General features: G+C 66.9%; 19 protein-coding genes and 1 tRNA gene. 10 read left to right on the top strand and 10 right to left on the bottom strand.

Annotation, left to right across the window (positions count from 1 at the left end):
• The first annotated feature begins 102 nt into the window (after nucleotides 1-102).
• Genes ASE67_RS01405 through ASE67_RS01390 form a run of 5 tightly spaced genes read left to right on the top strand, consistent with a single transcriptional unit; the run spans nucleotide 103 to nucleotide 2,200 of the window.
• Entirely contained in the window at nucleotides 103-561 is a 459-nt protein-coding gene (locus ASE67_RS01405) for a hypothetical protein (protein ID WP_055756118.1), read from the top strand.
• Complete coding sequence (locus ASE67_RS18700) at nucleotides 558-689, top strand: hypothetical protein (RefSeq protein ID WP_268795341.1); 132 nt, start codon at nucleotides 558-560, stop codon at nucleotides 687-689. Before ASE67_RS01405 ends, ASE67_RS18700 begins: the two co-directional genes overlap by 4 nt.
• Nucleotides 689-886 carry a hypothetical protein gene (locus tag ASE67_RS01400; protein ID WP_055756115.1) on the top strand — a complete coding sequence of 66 codons (198 nt, stop codon included), beginning with the start codon at nucleotides 689-691 and terminating at the stop codon, nucleotides 884-886. Before ASE67_RS18700 ends, ASE67_RS01400 begins: the two co-directional genes overlap by 1 nt.
• Nucleotides 883-1,071 carry a hypothetical protein gene (locus tag ASE67_RS01395; protein WP_055756113.1) on the top strand — a complete coding sequence of 63 codons (189 nt, stop codon included), beginning with the start codon at nucleotides 883-885 and terminating at the stop codon, nucleotides 1,069-1,071. Before ASE67_RS01400 ends, ASE67_RS01395 begins: the two co-directional genes overlap by 4 nt.
• Nucleotides 1,061-2,200 carry a tyrosine-type recombinase/integrase gene (locus ASE67_RS01390; protein WP_055756112.1) on the top strand — a complete coding sequence of 380 codons (1,140 nt, stop codon included), beginning with the start codon at nucleotides 1,061-1,063 and terminating at the stop codon, nucleotides 2,198-2,200. Before ASE67_RS01395 ends, ASE67_RS01390 begins: the two co-directional genes overlap by 11 nt.
• Before the next feature lie 103 nt (nucleotides 2,201-2,303).
• Here the strand turns inward: ASE67_RS01390 and ASE67_RS01385 are convergent.
• The 4 genes from ASE67_RS01385 to alaS all read right to left on the bottom strand — a co-directional run bounded on the left by ASE67_RS01385 (nucleotide 2,304) and on the right by alaS (nucleotide 7,788).
• A tRNA-Met gene (locus tag ASE67_RS01385) sits at nucleotides 2,304-2,380 on the bottom strand.
• A gap of 52 nt (nucleotides 2,381-2,432) precedes the next feature.
• Nucleotides 2,433-2,948, bottom strand: coding sequence for a 2'-5' RNA ligase family protein (locus ASE67_RS01380; RefSeq protein ID WP_055756109.1), 516 nt, complete (start codon nucleotides 2,946-2,948; stop codon nucleotides 2,433-2,435).
• Nucleotides 2,945-4,870 carry a potassium transporter Kup gene (locus tag ASE67_RS01375; protein WP_443024652.1) on the bottom strand — a complete coding sequence of 642 codons (1,926 nt, stop codon included), beginning with the start codon at nucleotides 4,868-4,870 and terminating at the stop codon, nucleotides 2,945-2,947. The genes ASE67_RS01380 and ASE67_RS01375 overlap by 4 nt, the downstream gene beginning before the upstream one ends.
• Nucleotides 4,871-5,142: 272 nt before the next feature.
• The gene (gene alaS, locus ASE67_RS01370) at nucleotides 5,143-7,788 is read right to left on the bottom strand and encodes an alanine--tRNA ligase (RefSeq protein ID WP_055756107.1); all 2,646 of its coding nucleotides are present in this window, start codon (nucleotides 7,786-7,788) and stop codon (nucleotides 5,143-5,145) included.
• A gap of 111 nt (nucleotides 7,789-7,899) precedes the next feature.
• Here alaS and ASE67_RS01365 point away from each other — a divergent pair, with 111 nt between their 5' ends.
• Genes ASE67_RS01365 through ASE67_RS01350 form a run of 4 tightly spaced genes read left to right on the top strand, consistent with a single transcriptional unit; the run spans nucleotide 7,900 to nucleotide 11,550 of the window.
• Nucleotides 7,900-9,234: a dicarboxylate/amino acid:cation symporter gene (locus ASE67_RS01365; RefSeq protein ID WP_055756105.1), complete on the top strand. Its 1,335-nt coding sequence runs from the start codon at nucleotides 7,900-7,902 to the stop codon at nucleotides 9,232-9,234.
• Entirely contained in the window at nucleotides 9,234-10,058 is an 825-nt protein-coding gene (locus ASE67_RS01360) for a tryptophan 2,3-dioxygenase (RefSeq protein WP_055756103.1), read from the top strand. Before ASE67_RS01365 ends, ASE67_RS01360 begins: the two co-directional genes overlap by 1 nt.
• A complete protein-coding gene (kynU, locus tag ASE67_RS01355; protein WP_055756101.1) occupies nucleotides 10,055-11,281 on the top strand; it encodes a kynureninase in 1,227 nt (408 codons plus the stop codon). The genes ASE67_RS01360 and kynU overlap by 4 nt, the downstream gene beginning before the upstream one ends.
• Nucleotides 11,282-11,331: 50 nt before the next feature.
• Complete coding sequence (locus tag ASE67_RS01350; RefSeq protein WP_055756099.1) at nucleotides 11,332-11,550, top strand: DUF3072 domain-containing protein; 219 nt, start codon at nucleotides 11,332-11,334, stop codon at nucleotides 11,548-11,550.
• 50 nt (nucleotides 11,551-11,600) lie between these two features.
• On the opposite strand, the gene ASE67_RS01345 is transcribed toward ASE67_RS01350, so the two are convergent.
• The 6 genes from ASE67_RS01345 to ccmC form a co-directional block, all read right to left on the bottom strand.
• The gene (locus ASE67_RS01345; RefSeq protein ID WP_055756096.1) at nucleotides 11,601-12,245 is read right to left on the bottom strand and encodes a hypothetical protein; all 645 of its coding nucleotides are present in this window, start codon (nucleotides 12,243-12,245) and stop codon (nucleotides 11,601-11,603) included.
• On the bottom strand, nucleotides 12,242-12,646 hold the full coding sequence (locus tag ASE67_RS01340) for a cytochrome c-type biogenesis protein (protein ID WP_055756094.1): 405 nt from the start codon (nucleotides 12,644-12,646) through the stop codon (nucleotides 12,242-12,244). The genes ASE67_RS01345 and ASE67_RS01340 overlap by 4 nt, the downstream gene beginning before the upstream one ends.
• Nucleotides 12,643-13,170: a DsbE family thiol:disulfide interchange protein gene (locus ASE67_RS01335; RefSeq protein WP_055756093.1), complete on the bottom strand. Its 528-nt coding sequence runs from the start codon at nucleotides 13,168-13,170 to the stop codon at nucleotides 12,643-12,645. The genes ASE67_RS01340 and ASE67_RS01335 overlap by 4 nt, the downstream gene beginning before the upstream one ends.
• Complete coding sequence (locus ASE67_RS01330) at nucleotides 13,167-15,086, bottom strand: heme lyase CcmF/NrfE family subunit (RefSeq protein WP_055756091.1); 1,920 nt, start codon at nucleotides 15,084-15,086, stop codon at nucleotides 13,167-13,169. Before ASE67_RS01330 ends, ASE67_RS01335 begins: the two co-directional genes overlap by 4 nt.
• A complete protein-coding gene (gene ccmE / locus ASE67_RS01325; RefSeq protein WP_055756089.1) occupies nucleotides 15,083-15,511 on the bottom strand; it encodes a cytochrome c maturation protein CcmE in 429 nt (142 codons plus the stop codon). Before ccmE ends, ASE67_RS01330 begins: the two co-directional genes overlap by 4 nt.
• Nucleotides 15,512-15,611: 100 nt before the next feature.
• Nucleotides 15,612-16,337 (bottom strand): heme ABC transporter permease CcmC, encoded by a 726-nt coding sequence (gene ccmC, locus ASE67_RS01320; protein ID WP_055756883.1) that lies wholly within the window; start codon nucleotides 16,335-16,337, stop codon nucleotides 15,612-15,614.
• A gap of 126 nt (nucleotides 16,338-16,463) precedes the next feature.
• Between ccmC and ASE67_RS01315 the strand changes: the two genes are divergently transcribed.
• Nucleotides 16,464-17,213 carry a Crp/Fnr family transcriptional regulator gene (locus ASE67_RS01315; protein WP_055756088.1) on the top strand — a complete coding sequence of 250 codons (750 nt, stop codon included), beginning with the start codon at nucleotides 16,464-16,466 and terminating at the stop codon, nucleotides 17,211-17,213.
• The last annotated feature ends 15 nt before the right edge of the window (nucleotides 17,214-17,228 follow it).

Here is a 17,228-nt window from a genome sequence, read left to right as displayed (position 1 = left end):
CCCGCGCGCCGCGTTCCCCGACCCTTTCCCTGATCGCGTGACCCGGCGGCTTCACCCCCGCCGCCGGGACCGCCCCCGCCTTGCCTGAACCGGAGACGCCCGATGTACCTCAATCACGACTTCCCCGTTGCCAAGTCCCGCCCGCCCCTGCGCCGCATCGCCGATCCCAAGCCGATGACCGCCAGCGACTATATCCGCCTGCGTCGCCGCGCCGCCAAGCTGTCGGAACATGACCTCGCCCAGCGCATGGCCGCGCTCTACGTCAGCACCGCGAAGCGCCGCCCCGGCGATACGGTACCGAAGCTCGTCACGGCGATGGTGCTGATCCTGCGCGCGATCGAGCTGCCCGGCGCGGTCGCGCGCCGCCGCCGCACGATCGCATCGCTTGCCGCCGTACTGCCGTTCGACGTCGACGTGTACTGGCAGCTCGCCCAGTGCCCGCCCGAACGCCACCCGCGCGTTTGTCGCGGCTGCGGCACCTCGGCCCACGATCACGACGCGGCACGCTGGGCGACGCGCACCAGCTGCGAGCGCTGCGATCCCGCCGGGGACGGCCTGTGACCGCGCCGACCTCCCGAAAGGCCCGTGCGCTGCGCATCGCCGGCCTCGTCCTGTCCGTCGCGATCGCGCTGCTGTTCGTGCCGATCCTGATCGCCAAGACGATCGCCGACGCAAAGGGGGCACGTTGATGCCCGCCGCGCCCGCAAAGCCACGGCGGGGCGGATGGCGCGCTCAGCGCGTGGTCGCCGCGATGGATCGCCTCGCCGATCACATCGCCGACGGCGGCACCTTCCCCGCCTTCGCCATCGCCGAAGGCACGTCCCGCGCCCGCCCGCATCAGCTCTGGAAGATGATCTGCGCCGATCTCGGTGAGCAAGCCGCATGAAGCGCGCAAAAGCCCAGTTCAAGCAGATCGACGTTACCCGCGCCGTACGCGGCGCGTTGGCCGGCGGCGTGCCCGTCTCGCGAACCGAGATCACCCCGGATGGCAAAATCGTGATCTTCCACGATCAGCCGTCCCACCGGCCGGGAAACCCCTTCGATCGATGGAAGCAGAATCATGCGGGTTAAGCTGAAGGGCCTGACGACCACACGCAAACGCCTCGCCGATGGCAGCATCAAACGGTATTATTACGCGTGGCGCGGTGGCCCCCAGATCACCGAAAAATTCGGGACGCCGGAATTCGTCGATGCCTTCAATCGCGCGGTGAGCGCCCGTATTGCCGCGCCTGTCGATGTCCTTCGCTCGCTCTGCGACGCCTTTATCGATTCATCCGATTTCATGGCTCTCGCCGCAGCTACCCAGTATGACTACCGGCGGCACATCAAGATCATCGATGCCGAATTCGGCGACTTCCCGATTGCGGCACTGACCGATCCCCGGTCACGTGGCGAATTCCTCGCATGGCGTGACCGCCGATCGCTGAAATCGCGCCGTCAGGCCGACTACGGCTTCGCCGTATTGGCGCGCATTCTGTCATGGGCCGTGGATCGCGGTCTGGCGCCGCTCAATCCATGCAAGGCAGGCGGCGTGACCTATCGAGCGAAGCGCATGTCGTCGGTATGGACTGACCAGGACGAAGCCGCCTTCTACGCCAAGGCGCCTGCCCATCTGCACTTGGTCCTGCGCCTGGCGCTGTGGACAGGCCAACGTCAGGGCGATCTGCTTACGCTGACCTGGGCGCAGTATGATGGCGACTATATCCGCCTGACCCAAGGCAAGTCGGTAAGGCGGGGCGACACCGACAATGCGACCCGCGTCGTCATCCCTGTCGCCAAGCCGCTTCGCGAGGCGCTGGACGCCGAGAGGGCACGCCGCGCGACGATGTCCGGGCTGCACCGGGCGGATGCACGCCATATCCTGCTAACGTCGCGCGGAAAGCCGTGGACGCGCGATGGCTTCAAGACGTCTTGGGGTCGGGCCTGTGCCGATGTCGGGATCGCAGGGCTTACCTTCCACGATTTGCGCGGCACCGTCGTCACGCGCCTCGCCCTGGCAGGGGCCAGCCCGCCGGAAATCGCGACCCTGACAGGTCACTCACTCCGCGACGTCAACGACATCCTCGACCGGCACTACCTCAATCGCGACGTCCGCATGGCAAAGGCTGCTGTGGGCAAGCTCGAATCGAGCGCGAAAAAGGCCCGCACCAACCAGCGGAAGCCCACGACGCGAGCCGAAAAACGACCCGACGACGGATGATTTTGCAAACCACACCGCAAACCGGCGTGTCCGCTTCAACCAAACCATCATATCGAAAATAAGGAAAGCGCAGGCTTTACAACGTCTTGCCTGCCATGGCGGGTGGTAGCGAAGGAGGGATTTGAACCCCCGACCCCAGGATTATGATTCCCGTGCTCTAACCAACTGAGCTACTTCGCCCCGCCGTTTCCCCATCGGGGAGGCGGCCCTATACGAACGCGAATCGCGTCGGTCAAGCGAACTTGTGTCGGGAAAGTTCTTCCCATGGGCCGCCGCGATACCACCAGCTTGCCAGACCGGCGATTTTCAATGGCCTGGGGCTGAATCCGGCCGACAGTTCGGCCAGCAATGCCCTAGCGGCGGCGGGTTCGACCTTGTTCTGGATCGTGACGTGCGGACGCCAGCCGGCACGGTCCTGCGGCGTCAGCATCGATGCGAACGCATCGGCCAGTTCGGCGCGCACCGATTCGAGTTCGGGCGATTCGATGCGATAGGCGACGCCACGCCCCAGGTTCATCAGCCCGCCGACCCGCGCAACCGGCGCGGCCACGCCGCGCGTCAGCGCATTCATTCGCTGCTTGAGTTCCGGCCCCAGCTCCGGAGCCAGATGGTGGAACATCGTGCAATGCGCCACCAGCACGTTGCGTTCGGGCGGAAAATAGGCGCGACGTTGCCGATCGAACCACGCCTGATCCTCATGCCCGAACAAGGCGGTCACGATGATCGGCGCGGGTCCGGGCGGCGTCAAATCTCCACCTGGCTGCCGAGTTCGACCACGCGGTTCGTCGGCAGGCGGAAAAACTCCATCGCGCTTTCGGAATTCTGCAGCATCCACGCGAACAGCTTTTCGCGCCAGATTCGCATCCCCGGCCGCGACGACGGCAACAGCGTCTGGCGGGCGAGGAAGAAGCTGGTGTCCATCATGCGGAAGTCACCGCCACAGCATCCCACCGCCTTCAACGCGCCGGGCACATCGGGGTCCTGCATGAACCCGAATTTCAGGATCATGCGGTGGAAGCCCTGACCCAGATCCTCGTTCTTCGTGCGAAGCTCCGGATCGACATAAGGCGTGTCGGCGATCTTGACGGTCAGCAGGATGACGCGCTCGTGCAGCACCTTGTTGTGCTTCAGGTTGTGCAGCAGCGCGTGCGGCACGCCATCCGGCGTCGAGGTCATGAAGACGGCGGTGCCGGGCACGCGCGTCGCGCTACTGGCCGCCGACTGGATGAAGACCTTGATCGGCATCGCCGCCTCACGCATCCGCTCGATCATCAGCTTGCGCCCCTTGGCCCAGGTCGTGAGCAGGACGAAGACGATGAGCCCGACCAGCAGCGGGAACCACCCGCCATCGGGCACCTTGGTCAGGTTCGACGCGAAATAGGCGCCGTCGATGCACAGGAAGATCGCCATGAACGCGGCGACCGCCGCGACCGGCCAGTTCCACACCCGCTTCACCAGCACCGCGATCATGCAGGTGCTGATGAACATCGTGCCGGTCACCGCAATGCCGTAGGCAGCGGCAAGGTTCGACGATTCCTGAAAGCCGAAGATCAGCAGCAGGACCATGACCAGCAGCGCCCAGTTGACCGCCGGGATATAGATCTGCCCGGCCGCATCGGCGCTGGTGTGTTCGATCCGCAAGCGCGGCATGAGGCCGAGCTGCACGGCCTGCTGCACCACCGAGAACGCGCCGGTAATCACCGCCTGGCTGGCGATGATCGTCGCCAGCGTGGCGAGGATGACCAGTGGGAGACGGAAATCCTCCGACGCCATGAAGAAGAACGGGTTCGACGCCGCATCGGGGTTTTCGAGCAGCAGCGCGCCCTGCCCCAGATAATTTAGCATCAGCGCGGGAAATACGACGTAAAGCCACGCGACCGAGATCGGGCGGCGGCCGAAATGGCCCATATCGGCGTACAGCGCCTCGGCCCCGGTCACCGCCAGCACGACGGAGCCGAGCGCGAGGAACGCCATGATCCCGTCCTGCGCGAAGAATCGCACCGCCCAGATCGGGTTCAGCGCCTGAAAGATATCGGGGCGTTCGAGGATGTTGAGCACGCCCAGGAACGTCAGCGTCGCGAAATAGGCGATCATGATCGGCCCGAACAGCCGCCCGACGCTGGCCGTGCCCACCGCCTGCAGCCAGAACAGCCCGATCATGATGACCACCGCGATGGGAATCACGAACGCGTTGAAGCCGGGGTTGACCGTCGCCAGCCCCTCCACCGCCGACAACACCGACACCGCCGGCGTAATCATGCAGTCGCCGAAGAACAGCGCGGTCGCCAGTACGCCGAGGATGACGAGGCTGGACGTCCAGCGCCCGCCACCGCTCTTGCGCTGGATCAGCGCGAGGAGCGCGAGGCTGCCGCCTTCGCCGTTATTGTCGGCGCGCATGATGATGAAGACGTATTTCAACGTCACGATCAGCATCAGCGACCAGAAGACGAGACTGACCACGCCGAAGATGTTCAGCTGATCGACCGGCAGCCGGTGATGGCCGACGAACGTCTCCTTCATCGCATAGAGCGGCGAGGTGCCGATATCGCCGTACACGATGCCGAGCGCACCCAGCGAAAGCTTGGCGAGCGACTGACGCGGACCATGATGGCCCGCGCCCGTATCGGGCAGGTCGGTGGCTTCCGATGAAGCCTCTCGGGAGAAGATCACGGGCGCGGGAACCGCGCCAAGGAGGCAACGAGTTTGGTCATGTCGACCGCGTCCCAGTGGTTCAAGGCCGGGCCGTTAGCACGCGCAATATGGCTGTGCAATCGTCCACGGTGGATGGTGAGGGCTGCATGGAAGATGAACGGAAGCATCCTCCGTTCCGGCACGCCATCTTTTCAGAGAAAAGGCGGCGACCTTTGGTACGTTCGGCGCCTGCCGGACGCCGTACGTCACCCCGGCCATGTACCGGGGTGACGAAACGCGTGGCGAGTCGATCAGCCCGCCAGCAGCGCGCGAATCGCGGCAAGCGCGTCGTCGCCCTTGCTGCCATCGGGCCCGCCACCCTGCGCCATGTCCGGGCGACCACCGCCGCCCTGCCCGCCCAGCGCCGCGACCGCTGCCTTGACCAGATCGACCGCGCTGATGCGGCCGGTCAGGTCGCTCGACACGCCGACGCCGACCGAGGCACGGCCATCGTTGACCGCCACCAGCGCGACCACGCCCGACGGCACGCGCGCGCGCGCTTCGTCGATGGTGCCGCGCAGAGCCTTCGCATCGAGGCCGTCGATCACCTGGCCCAGGAACGCGACATCGCCGACCTGTTCGGGACCGGCCGGCGCCGCACCGGCACCGCCGCCCATCGCCAGCGCCTTCTTGGCCTCGGCCAATTCGCGCTCCAGCCGGCGACGATCCTCGACCAGCTGCGCCACGCGTGCGGGCACTTCGTCGGGGGTGGCCTTCAACGCCGCCGCCGCCTCGCGCAGCTTGGCGTCGCGATTGCCGAGCCACTGCCGCGCAGCCTCGCCGGTCAGTGCCTCGACGCGGCGGATGCCCGAGGACACCGCCCCTTCGGACACGATCTTGAACAGACCGATCTCGCCCAGCGCGTTGACGTGGGTGCCGCCGCACAATTCGATCGAATAGGTGCTCTCTGCATCCTGTCCCATCGACACGACGCGCACCTCGTCGCCATATTTCTCGCCGAACAGCGCCATCGCGCCCATTTCAATCGCATCGTCGGGGGTCATCAGCCGGGTCGTCACCGCCCCGTTGCCACGCACCTGCGCGTTGACGTCCGCCTCGACCAGCGCCAGCGCATCGGCGGCAATCGGCGAAGGCTGCGAAAAGTCGAAGCGCAGGCGCTCAGGTGCGACCATCGACCCCTTTTGCGCGACATGGGTGCCGAGCCGTTCGCGCAGCGCCTCATGCAGCAGGTGCGTCGCCGAGTGATTGGCGCGAATCTGGGCACGGCGCACGGTATCGATGGTCAGCGCGACGCTGTCGCCGACCTTCAATGAGCCTGCCTCGATCGTCACGACATGGGCGTGGAGCTTGCCGAGCTGCTTGGCGGTGTCGGTGACAGTCGCCTTCAGCCCCGCGTCGGTCGCCATGGTGCCGGCATCGCCGACTTGGCCGCCGCTCTCGGCGTAAAAGGGCGTCTGGTTGGTCAGCACCAGCACCTCGTCGCCGGCCGCCGCCGATTCGACGCGCGCGCCGTCCTTGACGATAGCGACGACCTGCCCCTCGCCCGCCTCGACCGAATAGCCGATGAATTCGGTGGCGCCGGCGGTTTCGAGGACGTCGAACCAGACGTCGTCCGATGCCTTGGCCCCCGAGCCCTTCCATGCGGCGCGGGCGGCGCGCTTCTGCTCGGCCATCGCCGCGTCGAAGCCTGCCCGGTCGACGCCATAGCCCTGCGCACGCAGCGCGTCTTCGGTCAGGTCGTAGGGGAAGCCGAAGGTGTCATAGAGCTTGAACGCGGTCTCACCGGCCAGCGTCGCGCCATCCGCCAGATCGGCGGTCGCTTCGTCGAGGAGCTTCAGCCCCTTGTCGAGCGTGCGGCGGAACTGGGTTTCCTCCTGTTGCAACGTCGCTTCGATCAGCGGCTGAGCGCGGACCAGTTCGGGGTACGCCGCGCCCATTTCGGACACCAGCGACCCGACGAGGCGGTGCATCAACGGTTCCTTCGCGCCCAGCAGATGCGCGTGGCGCATCGCGCGGCGCATGATGCGGCGCAGGACATAGCCGCGCCCTTCATTGGCGGGCAGCACGCCGTCGGCGACAAGGAAGCCCGATGCGCGCAGGTGATCGGCGATGACGCGGTGGCTGGCCTGCGTCGGCCCTTCGGCGCGGGTCGAGGTCAGCTCGCACGATGCAGCGATCAGCGCCTTGAACGTGTCGGTGTCGTAATTGTCCGACACGCCCTGCATGACGGCGGCGATACGCTCCAGCCCCATGCCGGTGTCGATCGACTTCTTGGGCAGTTCGCCGACGATCTCGTTCGCGTCCTGCTCGAACTGCATGAACACGAGATTCCAGATTTCGACGAAGCGATCGCCATCCTCATCCGGGCTGCCGGGAGGGCCGCCGGGAATATGGTCGCCGTGATCGTAAAAGATTTCCGAACAGGGCCCGCACGGGCCGCTGTCGCCCATCGCCCAGAAATTGTCCTTGGTCGGGATGCGGATGATCTTGTGATCGGGCAGGCCGGCGATCTTCTTCCACAGCGCGAGCGCTTCGTCGTCGGTGTGATAGACGGTCGCGGTCAGCTTGTCCGCCGGGATACCCCAGTCGCGGGTCAGCAGGGTCCAGGCGTTCAGGATCGCCTGTTCCTTGAAATAGTCGCCGAACGAGAAATTGCCGAGCATTTCGAAGAAGGTGTGGTGCCGCGCGGTATAGCCCACATTGTCGAGGTCGTTATGCTTGCCCCCGGCACGCACGCATTTCTGCGACGACGTGGCCGTCACATACGGCCGCGTTTCCAGGCCGGTGAACACGTTCTTGAACGGCACCATCCCCGCATTGACGAACATCAGCGTCGGGTCGTTCTGTGGAACGAGCGGCGCGGAGGCGACGCGGGCATGGCCGGCCTTCTCGAAAAAATCGAGGAACGAGCGGCGAACATCGTTGGTCGAGGTCATATCGGCTCGATACGCAGCAGCGCGCCACTTGCCAAGATGCCCGAATGCACCGGGGGTTGACCCGGACGAAACATTCCCCTCCCTTTGCGCGCAAACGAACAGGGACGACGCATGGCCAAGCGGCTCACGACTTTCATTCTCATCGCGCTGGTATCGGGCCTCGTGCTCGGCTGGGCGCTGAACGCCGGGCTGGACGATGGCGGCGGGTCGGGCACCGCACTGCTCAAGAATATCGCCTACTACCTGTCCGCCGTGACCACCGTGTTCCTGCGGCTCATCAAGATGATTATCGCGCCGTTGGTGTTTTCGACACTGGTCGTCGGCATCGCGCACATGGGCGACAGTTCGTCGCTCGGCCGCGTCGGGCTGCGGTCGTTCGGCTGGTTCGTGATGGCGAGCTTCATCTCGCTGATGCTGGGCCTGTTGCTGGTCAACCTGTTGCAGCCGGGGGTGGGGCTGGGCCTGCCGGTGCCGCCGGTCACCGCCGATACCGGCGTTGCCAAGCCGGCGTTCGATTTCGTGAAGTTCGTCGGCCACATCTTCCCCGCGTCGGGCGTCGAGGCGATGGCGACCAACGAGATCCTGCAGATCGTCATCTTCTCGCTGTTCATCGGCGTCGCGCTGACCGCCGTGGGCGACAAGGGCAAGCCGCTGGTCCGCGGCCTCGAAGGCCTCGTCGCCGTCATGTTGCAGGTCACCGATTACGTCATGCGCTTCGCCCCGTTCGCGGTGTTCGCGGCGGTGACGGCGACGCTGGCCGAGCGGGGGCCGGGGATCATCGGCGACCTCGCCTATTTCATGGGTAGTTTCTACCTTGGCCTCGCGACGCTCTGGGCGGTGCTGATCGGCCTCGCGTTCCTCATCATCGGGCCGCGGGTGAAGATGCTGCTGCGCTATCTGCGCGATCCGATCCTGCTGGGCTTTTCGACCGCATCGTCGGAGGCCGCCTATCCGCGCACCCTCGAAGCGCTCGACCGGTTCGGCGTGCCGCCGCGCATCGCCAGCTTCGTGCTGCCGCTCGGCTATTCGTTCAACCTCGACGGGTCGATGATGTACATGACCTTCGCGTCGATCTTTATCGCGCAGGCGTACGGCATCGACCTCAGCTGGGGTCAGATGATCCTGATGCTGCTGGTGCTGATGATCACCTCGAAGGGGATTGCCGGCGTGCCGCGCGCCAGCCTGGTCGTGATCGCCGCGACGCTTGGCATGTTCAACATTCCCGAGGCCGGGTTGCTGCTGATCCTGGCGATCGACCATTTCCTCGACATGGGCCGCACCGCGACCAACGTCGTGGGCAACGCCATCGCCGCCAGCGTGATCGCGAAGTGGGAGGGCGGGTTCGATACCCCCGAATCACCGGTCATCGAGCCGTTGCCCACCCCCTCGGGCCGTCCGCGCACCGATGCGCCCGACAGCTTCCGTGACATGGGCGGGCCGCAATAATGGAGAGCCGTGAGGCGGATCGGCCTGCGCCGCCGGAACGCGGGCCGACCTATACCAGCTATCTGCAGCTCGACACGCTGCTGGATTGCCAGACCCCGCTGTCGGACACGCATGACGAACTGCTGTTCATCGTTATTCACCAGGCATCCGAACTGTGGATCAAGCTGTGTCTGCACGAGTTGGAGGCGGCGCGGCAGGCGGTGATCGCCGATCGGCTGGGCAGCGCGTTCAAGATGATGGCGCGGGTCGCCCGCGTGCAGCAGCAGCTGATCCAGAGCTGGGAAGTGCTGGCGACGATCACCCCGGCCGATTATTCGGCGATGCGCGGCAAGCTGGGCGGCAGTTCGGGCTTCCAGTCGGTCCAGTACCGACAGCTCGAATATATGCTGGGTGCCAAGAAGGCCGGGATGCTGGCCGCGCATGAGGGCGACGCGTCGGCACAGGCGGTGCTGACCGACGCACTGGCGCGCACCAGCCTGTACGACGAATCGCTGCGCCTGCTCGCCCGGCGCGGGTTCGACATTCCTGCCGACCGGCTGGAGCGGGACTTCACCCAGGCCTATGTCGCATCGCCCGCGGTAGAGGCGGCGTGGCAGGCGGTATACCGCGACCCCGATCGCTGGTGGGACCTGTATGAGCTGGCCGAAAAGCTCGTCGACCTCGAATATCGCGTGCAGCTGTGGCGGTTCGGGCATCTGAAGACGATCGAGCGGATCATCGGCTTCAAGCGCGGGACCGGCGGTACGGCGGGTGTCCCCTATCTGGCGAAGGTGATCGACGACGTGTTCTTTCCCGAATTGCTGGCCGTGCGGGTCGCGTTGTGAGGTCGCTCGCTGAAGCAGAGGCGCTCGACGCCGCCGATCCGCTGCGTGGGTTTCGTGACCGTTTCGCCTTGCCCGAGGGGGTGATCTATCTCGACGGCAATTCGCTGGGCGCCCTGCCCCGCACCACGCCGGCGCGGTTGCAGGTGGTGGCGACCGGGGAGTGGGGCGAAGGGCTGATCCGCAGCTGGAACGCCCATGACTGGATCGGCGCGGCGCGGCGGATCGGGGGTGCCATCGCGCCGTTCATCGGCGCGCGGGCACACGAGGTGGTGGTGGCCGATTCGACCTCGGCCAATCTCTACAAGCTGCTGGTCGCCGCGTTGAAGGCCCGGCCGGATCGCAAGACGATCCTGTCGGAACCCGGCAATTTCCCGACCGACCTCTACATGGCTGATGGCGCAGCGTGGAGCGTCGGCGACGCCCGCGTGCGCACGGTGCCGGTTGCCGAGATCGTCGAGGCGATCGACGATGACGTCGCGGTCGTGCTGCTGACCCATGTCCATTACAAGAGCGGCGCGATGCTCGACATGGCGCGCATCACCGCCGCCGCGCAGGCGAGGGGTGCGCTGGTGCTATGGGATCTCAGCCACAGTGTCGGCGCAGTGCCGGTCGACCTGAATGGCTGCAACGCCGATCTGGCGGTCGGTTGCGGCTACAAATATCTGAACGGTGGCCCCGGCGCGCCGGCGTTTCTGTATGTGGCGGAGCGGCATCAAGCGACGTTGCGGTCACCCTTGTCCGGCTGGATGGGCCATGCCGCGCCGTTCGACTTCGCCGACGAATACGCGCCGGCAGCCGATATCTCGCGCTTTCAATGCGGTACGCCGTCGATCCTGGCGCTCGCCGCCCTCGAAGAGGGCATCGCCCAGTTCGAGGGCGTCGATCGCGATGCGCTGATCGCGAAGTCGCGCGCGCTGGGCGATGCCTGTATCGCATTGGTCGAGGCGCAATGCCCCGAACTGACGCTCATCAGCCCGCGCGACGCGGCGCGGCGCGGCAGCCATGTGTCGTTCCGCCATCCCCAGGCCTATGCGATCTGCCAGGCGCTGATCGATCGCGGAGTCATCGGCGATTTCCGCGCGCCCGACGCGCTGCGGCTGGGCTTCGCGCCGCTCTATATCGGGTTTGCCGATCTGTGGCGCGCGATCGATATCTTGGCGGATGTGCTGGACCATCGCCGCTGGGACGATCCGAAATATCATGCGCGCAACGCCGTGACCTGACGGAACGAATTGGGAACAGATCGGTTGGTCGCGGTGAAAGGAATTCACCCGTGACCGACCATCCGAACCCCAAGAGCGAGCCCTTTTCCAACGCCGAGAAGGACCCGGACGACTGGACCACCGGCGACGAAAAGATGACCGGCGCGCAGGCGTCCTATCTGAAGACGTTGAGCGAAGAAGCCGGCGAGCCGTTCGACGATTCACTGACCAAGGCCGATGCGTCGAAGGCGATCGATGCATTACAGGCCAAGACCGGGCGCGGTGCCTGAACCATCGCGCGGTCGGGTGGCAGCTGCCGCCCTACCGCGCAGGTGCCGCCCTACCGCGCAGGTGCCGCCGGCCGCATCGCCATCAACCGGTCGAGCAACACCAGCCGCATCGCGAAATCCTCGCGGTACGATGCTTTCTGCGGTGCGCGGGCGAGCGCCGCCAACCATGCCCGTTTGGCACCGGGCAGGTCGCCGGTCTGGATCAGCGCCATCCCGTAATAGAAATAGGGACCGGGATGATCCGGCGCGGCGGCGATGCCACGGGCAAAGGCGGCGCGGGCAGCGGGCGACAGCACCTGCCCGCCATCATGGGCAAGGATCGCGGTGCCCAATCGGGTCCATAACCGCCCGCTTTCCGGCGCACGCTGTAGCCCACCCAGCACCGCATTCGCCGCCGCCTGCGTCGCCCCGGCACGCGCCAGCCCGTCGGCAGCCACGGCATAGGCATAGTCGTAGGTAAAGCGCCCCCAGATCGCATCGCGCAGATCGTCGGCGGCGATATCGGGCGCCTGGACGACCCGTTCGGCGGCGCGCGGCACGCCGGGCAGCGTCGGCCGCCCCTGCCACGCATAGCCCGCCGCGCCCAGCATCAATGCCGCACCGACGAAGCCCCAGAGCGGCTTCGCAACCCGCATCGCGATCAGCAGCGCAAAGACGGCGAGCAGCAACAGGGCAAGGATCAGCCAACCATTCATCGCCGCCGTCCCTTCAGGCTGCGGCGCGCCAGCAGTCCACCGATGACGAGCAGAACGAGCGGCGCCAACCACAGCGGCCCCGTCGCGCCCGACAGCGGTGGGTCGTAGCTGACATATTCGCCATAGCGTTCGATCAACCAGTTGCGCACCGCGACCGGCTGCTCCCCCGCCCCGATCCGCTGCCGCACCAGCGCGCGCATGTCGGCGGCCATGTCGGCATCGCTGTCGGCGATCGACTGGCCCTGACAGACCAGGCAGCGCAGCGTTTCCATCAATGCCTTGGCGGATCGCTCCTGCGCCGGATCGGCCAGTTGCGTGTCGGCCAATGCCGGTGGCGGCACGCGCGACTGTCCGAACGCCGGCGCGGCGATCAGCAGCGCAAGGGTGAGCAGCACCCTCATTGCGCGGCCTTCAGCTTGTCGAGCAGCACCGGCACATCCCCATCGGTAATTGCGCCGATATGCTGGTGGGCGATCCGCCCCTGCCCGTCGATGACGAAGGTTTCGGGCACGCCCGACGATCCGAGCGCGAGCTGGACCGAGCTATTGCGGTCGTCGCCGATCGCGGCAAAGGGATCGCCTTTGGTCGACAGGAAGCGGGCGACATCCGCCGGCGTGTCGCGGATCGCAATGGCGTCGATCGTCGCCCCGGCCTGTGCCAGCTTGGCCAGTTGTGGCGCTTCGGCGGCGCAGGGCACGCACCAGCTGCCAAATACATTGAGCAGCCGGGGCTTGCCGGCCCGGAACGTCGCGGTGGCGAGACCCGGCTTGCCCGGCGCGGCAGGCGGCAGGCTGAACGCGGGCAGCGGCTTGCCGACCAGGCGCGAGCGCACCTGCCGATCGCTGGGCTGCGACAACATCCACGCGAACAGCCCGGCGATCGCGACGAAGGCGAGCAGCGGTATCCAGAGCAGGCGGCGCTTCATCGCGCCCGCCGCCGCCGCACGCGCCCGACCAACGCGATCGCACCGCCCAGCGCGATCAGCCCACCGCCGGCCCAGATCAGCGTGACGAACGGCTTCCACCACAGCCGCAACTGCCGCCGCCCGCCCACATCGTCGCGGCCGAGCACCGCATAGAGCTGGCCATTCCAATAGGTCGCAAGCGCGGCCTCGCTGGTTTCGGTCGGCGGATTGGCGAAGAAACGCTGTTCGGGCCGCATCACGAACGGCCCGCCGGCACGCAGCGTAACGGTCAGATGCCCCTGCACCGCCGACCAGTTATCGCCGACCACCGGCTTGATCCCGTCGAAGCGCACGTCGAACGGGCCGACCGTGTGATGGTCGCCGGGCGCGGCGGCGACCAGCCGTTCCTGCGTAAAGGCGCTGTCGCTGGCCATGCCCGCCAGACTGACCGCGATGCCCAGATGTGCGACGACCATGCCCCAGATCGGCAGCGGCGTGCGCCACGGGCTGCGCCCGACCAACGGCAACACGCTGGCGACCGCCAGCCCGGCGGCCAGCGCCAGCCCGGCCTTTGGGAGCCAACCGCTATCGACCCACAGCATCGCCGCGAGGAAGACGGCGAGCGTGATCGCCCCCGGCACCGCGACCCGCCGCAGCACCGCCGTCCCCTGATCCCGCCGCCAGCGCAGCAGCGGCCCGATTGCCATCCCTGCGACCAGCAACAGCGCGATCGGCCCGGCGGCACGATTGAAGAACGGCGGCCCGACCGACAGCTGCACGCCGAACGCCTCCGCGACCAGCGGATATAGCGTGCCGATCAGGACGATGCCGAGGATGACCGACAGCAGCAGGTTGTTGAGCACCAGCCCGCCTTCGCGGCTGACCGGTTCGAACAGCGCCCCCTGTCGCACGGTGCCTACCCGGAACGCGAACAGCGCCAGCGCACCGCCGATATAGAGGACCAGCAGCGCGAGGATGAACCCGCCGCGCGTCGGATCGACCGCAAAGGCGTGCACGCTGGTCAGGATGCCCGATCGAACGAGGAAGGTGCCGACCATCGACATGGAGAAGGCGACGACCGACAGCATGATCGTCCATGCGCGCAGACCGTCGCGGGTGGCCAGCACCGTCACCGAATGCAGCAGCGCGGTCGCCGCCAGCCATGGCATCAGCGAGGCATTCTCCACCGGGTCCCAGAACCACCAGCCCCCCCAGCCAAGTTCGTAATAGGCCCAGTAGCTGCCCGCGGTGATACCGATGGTCAGGAAAATCCATGCCCCCAGCACCCATGGCCGCATCGCCCGCGCGAAATCGCGCCCCACGTCGCGGGTGACCAGCGCCCCGACCGCGAAGGAAAAGGCGACCGACAGCCCGACATAGCCTAAGTACAACGTCGGCGGGTGGAAGGCGAGGCCGGGGTCCTGCAGCAGCGGATTGAGGCCCAGACCGTCGCGCGGCACGGGCGACAGGCGCGCAAACGGATTGGAGGCGAACAGCAGGAACGCGTAGAAGCCGGCGGCAATCGCCGCCTGCGCGGCCAGCGTCGCGGCATGGGTGCGCGTCGCCAGTGACCGCTCGAACAGCGCGACCCCCGCCCCGGCCAGCGCCAGCACGGTGACCCACAGCAGCATCGACCCTTCGTGATTGCCCCAGGTCGCGGCAACCTTGTACAGCAGCGGCTTGGCCGAATGACTGTTTTCGGCGACCAGCAGCACCGACAGGTCGGTACGCGCGAACAGTGCGATCAACGCGGCGAACGCCCCGGCGGCCAGCAGCCCCTGCGCCACCGCGACCGGCCGCACCGCCGCCAGCAGGTCGCGCACGATCGCCGGCGGCTCGGCCGCGCGCGACGACAGTGCGATGGCGGCCACCGCCAGTTGCAGCACCGCCATCGCCGCCGCCAGCCACAGGGCGGCAAGACCCGCTTCGGCGATCACGGCTCGATACTTTCGCTCTTGTGCATCTTGCCGGCAACCTGCGGCGGCATGTAGCGCTCGTCATGCTTGGCCAGCAGATTGTCGGCGACGAACCCGCCGCCCTGCACGAAGCGCCCCTCGGCCACGACGCCGGAGCCTTCGCGGAACAGGTCGGGGACGATCCCGGCGAAGCGGACGGGCACCGTCGCCTTGCCATCGGTCACGGTGAAGCGGATCGTCACGCCATCGCTCGCCCGCCGGACCGAGCCGGCAGCGACCATGCCACCCAGCCGCACCGGCTTGTCGATCGGTGCGGCGGCGGCATCGGCGGGGGCGTAGAAGAACGCCGCCTCATCGCCCAGCGCCGACATGGCGAGCAGCACCGCGCCGAGGATCGCGACCACCGCCAGCAGCGCCAGCGTCATGCGTTGCCGCTTCGGACTCATCCCCGCTCCGCGCGGCGCATCGCCACCCAGGATGCGAGAGTGATGGCCGCGATCCCACCCAGCGTGACGACATAGGCGGCGGTGATGAAGGCCCAGTGATTCATGCCGCCGCCCGCCGGCGCATCCGCGCCTCCGCCTTGATCCGCGCCAGATCGGTGCGCATCCGCATCAGCACGATGCCGCCGAACAACAGGCTGGCCCCGCCCGCGGTGAAAAACAGCGGCCACAGGATCGCCGGATCGATCGTCGATTTGGTGAGGGTGATGCTCGGCCCCTGGTGCAGCGTCCGCCACCACAGCACCGAATAGCGGATGACGGGTAGCAACGCGGTGCCGGCGATCCCGAACAGCGCCGGAATACGGCCATCGCCGTCGCGATCGGCATCGGCGCGGGCGAGCGCGAGATAGGCGAGGTAGACGAAGAACAGCAGCAGCATCGACGTCAGCCGCCCATCCCACTGCCACCACGTTCCCCAGGTCGGCCGCCCCCAGATCGATCCGGTCAGCAGGCACAGCGCGGTGAAGAGCGCGCCGGGCAACGCAATCGCGCGGGCGGCGACGGCGGCCAACGGGTGCCGCCACACCAGATAGACGATGCTGGCGACGGCAAGGCTGGACCATCCGCCCATCCCCAGCCACGCGGCGGGCACATGGACATAGAGAATGCGGACGCTGTCCCCCTGCAGATAATCGGCCGGAGTCTGCGTCAGCCCGGCCCAGCAACCGAACGCGAACAGCGCCAGCCCCGCCCACACCAATATCGGCGTCAGCGGACGGGCGATCGCAAGGAATCGGCGTGGATTGGCAAGGGCGTGAAGGCTGGGCACGATCGTGCCCTGTCTATGCAAGGCGCAGGCAAACGGCAATGCGGATCGCGCCCTTTGGTGCAATGGGGGATCGCGACAGGTCGGTTCGCATTTGCCTTGTCATCGACGTCGTGGAACACGTGGCATATGACGATCATAGCGAATGGCGCTGCCGGGCGCCCGGAAATCTCCGCCCCCGGCGAAAACCGGTTATTGGCTGCGTTGAGCCCGGCGGACCGGGCGCTCCTCGATCCGGCGATGGAGCGGGTATCGGTCGTCGTGGGCGACACGCTGCTCAGCGTCGGCGAACCGATCGAGCATGTCTATTTCCTCGAAGGGGGCATCGCCGCCGTACTGGAGGTGATCGACGGCGAACGGCAGCATGCCGTCGGGCTGCTGGGAGCCGATGGCTATGTCGGCTGGCCGATCCTGCTGGGCGACGATCGTTCGCCGCACGACGTGGTGCTGCGCGCCGAACCGGGCACGGCGCTGAGGATATCGGCGGCGCGATTGCTGGCGGCGACGGAACAGAGCGATACGCTCCGCGCGGCGATGCTGCGCTTTATTCAGGTGTTCCTGATCCAGATGGGCCGCACAGTGGTCTCGGCGCTGTCGCATCCGGTCGAACGGCGGCTGGCGCGGTGGATTCTGCTCTATCACGACCGGGTCAGCGGTGACGAAATCTCGATGACGCATGAGGAGTTCCGCCTGATGCTGGCCGTCCGGCGCAGCAGTATCACCGATGCGCTGCACAAGCTGGAGGAAACCCGCGCCATTCGGTCGATACGCGGACGGGTGATCGTGCGCGACCGCGACAAATTGCTGGAAATGGCGGCGATGACCTATGGCCCGCCCGAAGAGGCCTATCAGCGGCTGGTCGTCACACCGACATCATAAGGGGAAAGGCGGCGC

It is taken from the genome of Sphingomonas sp. Leaf23 (assembly GCF_001421585.1).
Lineage (GTDB): Bacteria > Pseudomonadota > Alphaproteobacteria > Sphingomonadales > Sphingomonadaceae > Sphingomonas.
The sequence above is the reverse complement of the archived record's forward strand: the minus strand, read 5'-3'. Positions and strand labels throughout refer to the sequence as shown.

Excerpts from the sequence above, each read along its gene's own strand:
- ASE67_RS01405 (WP_055756118.1), top strand. The coding sequence starts at position 103 with ATGTACCTCAATCACGACTTCCCCGTTGCCAAGTCCCGCCCGCCCCTG.
- ASE67_RS01400 (WP_055756115.1), top strand. The coding sequence starts at position 689 with ATGCCCGCCGCGCCCGCAAAGCCACGGCGGGGCGGATGGCGCGCTCAG.
- ASE67_RS01395 (WP_055756113.1), top strand. The coding sequence starts at position 883 with ATGAAGCGCGCAAAAGCCCAGTTCAAGCAGATCGACGTTACCCGCGCC.
- ASE67_RS01390 (WP_055756112.1), top strand. The coding sequence starts at position 1,061 with ATGCGGGTTAAGCTGAAGGGCCTGACGACCACACGCAAACGCCTCGCC.
- alaS (WP_055756107.1), bottom strand. The coding sequence starts at position 7,788 with ATGACCTCGACCAACGATGTTCGCCGCTCGTTCCTCGATTTTTTCGAG.
- ASE67_RS01365 (WP_055756105.1), top strand. The coding sequence starts at position 7,900 with ATGGCCAAGCGGCTCACGACTTTCATTCTCATCGCGCTGGTATCGGGC.
- ASE67_RS01360 (WP_055756103.1), top strand. The coding sequence starts at position 9,234 with ATGGAGAGCCGTGAGGCGGATCGGCCTGCGCCGCCGGAACGCGGGCCG.
- ASE67_RS01345 (WP_055756096.1), bottom strand. The coding sequence starts at position 12,245 with ATGAATGGTTGGCTGATCCTTGCCCTGTTGCTGCTCGCCGTCTTTGCG.
- ASE67_RS01340 (WP_055756094.1), bottom strand. The coding sequence starts at position 12,646 with ATGAGGGTGCTGCTCACCCTTGCGCTGCTGATCGCCGCGCCGGCGTTC.
- ASE67_RS01335 (WP_055756093.1), bottom strand. The coding sequence starts at position 13,170 with ATGAAGCGCCGCCTGCTCTGGATACCGCTGCTCGCCTTCGTCGCGATC.
- ccmE (WP_055756089.1), bottom strand. The coding sequence starts at position 15,511 with ATGAGTCCGAAGCGGCAACGCATGACGCTGGCGCTGCTGGCGGTGGTC.
- ASE67_RS01315 (WP_055756088.1), top strand. The coding sequence starts at position 16,464 with ATGACGATCATAGCGAATGGCGCTGCCGGGCGCCCGGAAATCTCCGCC.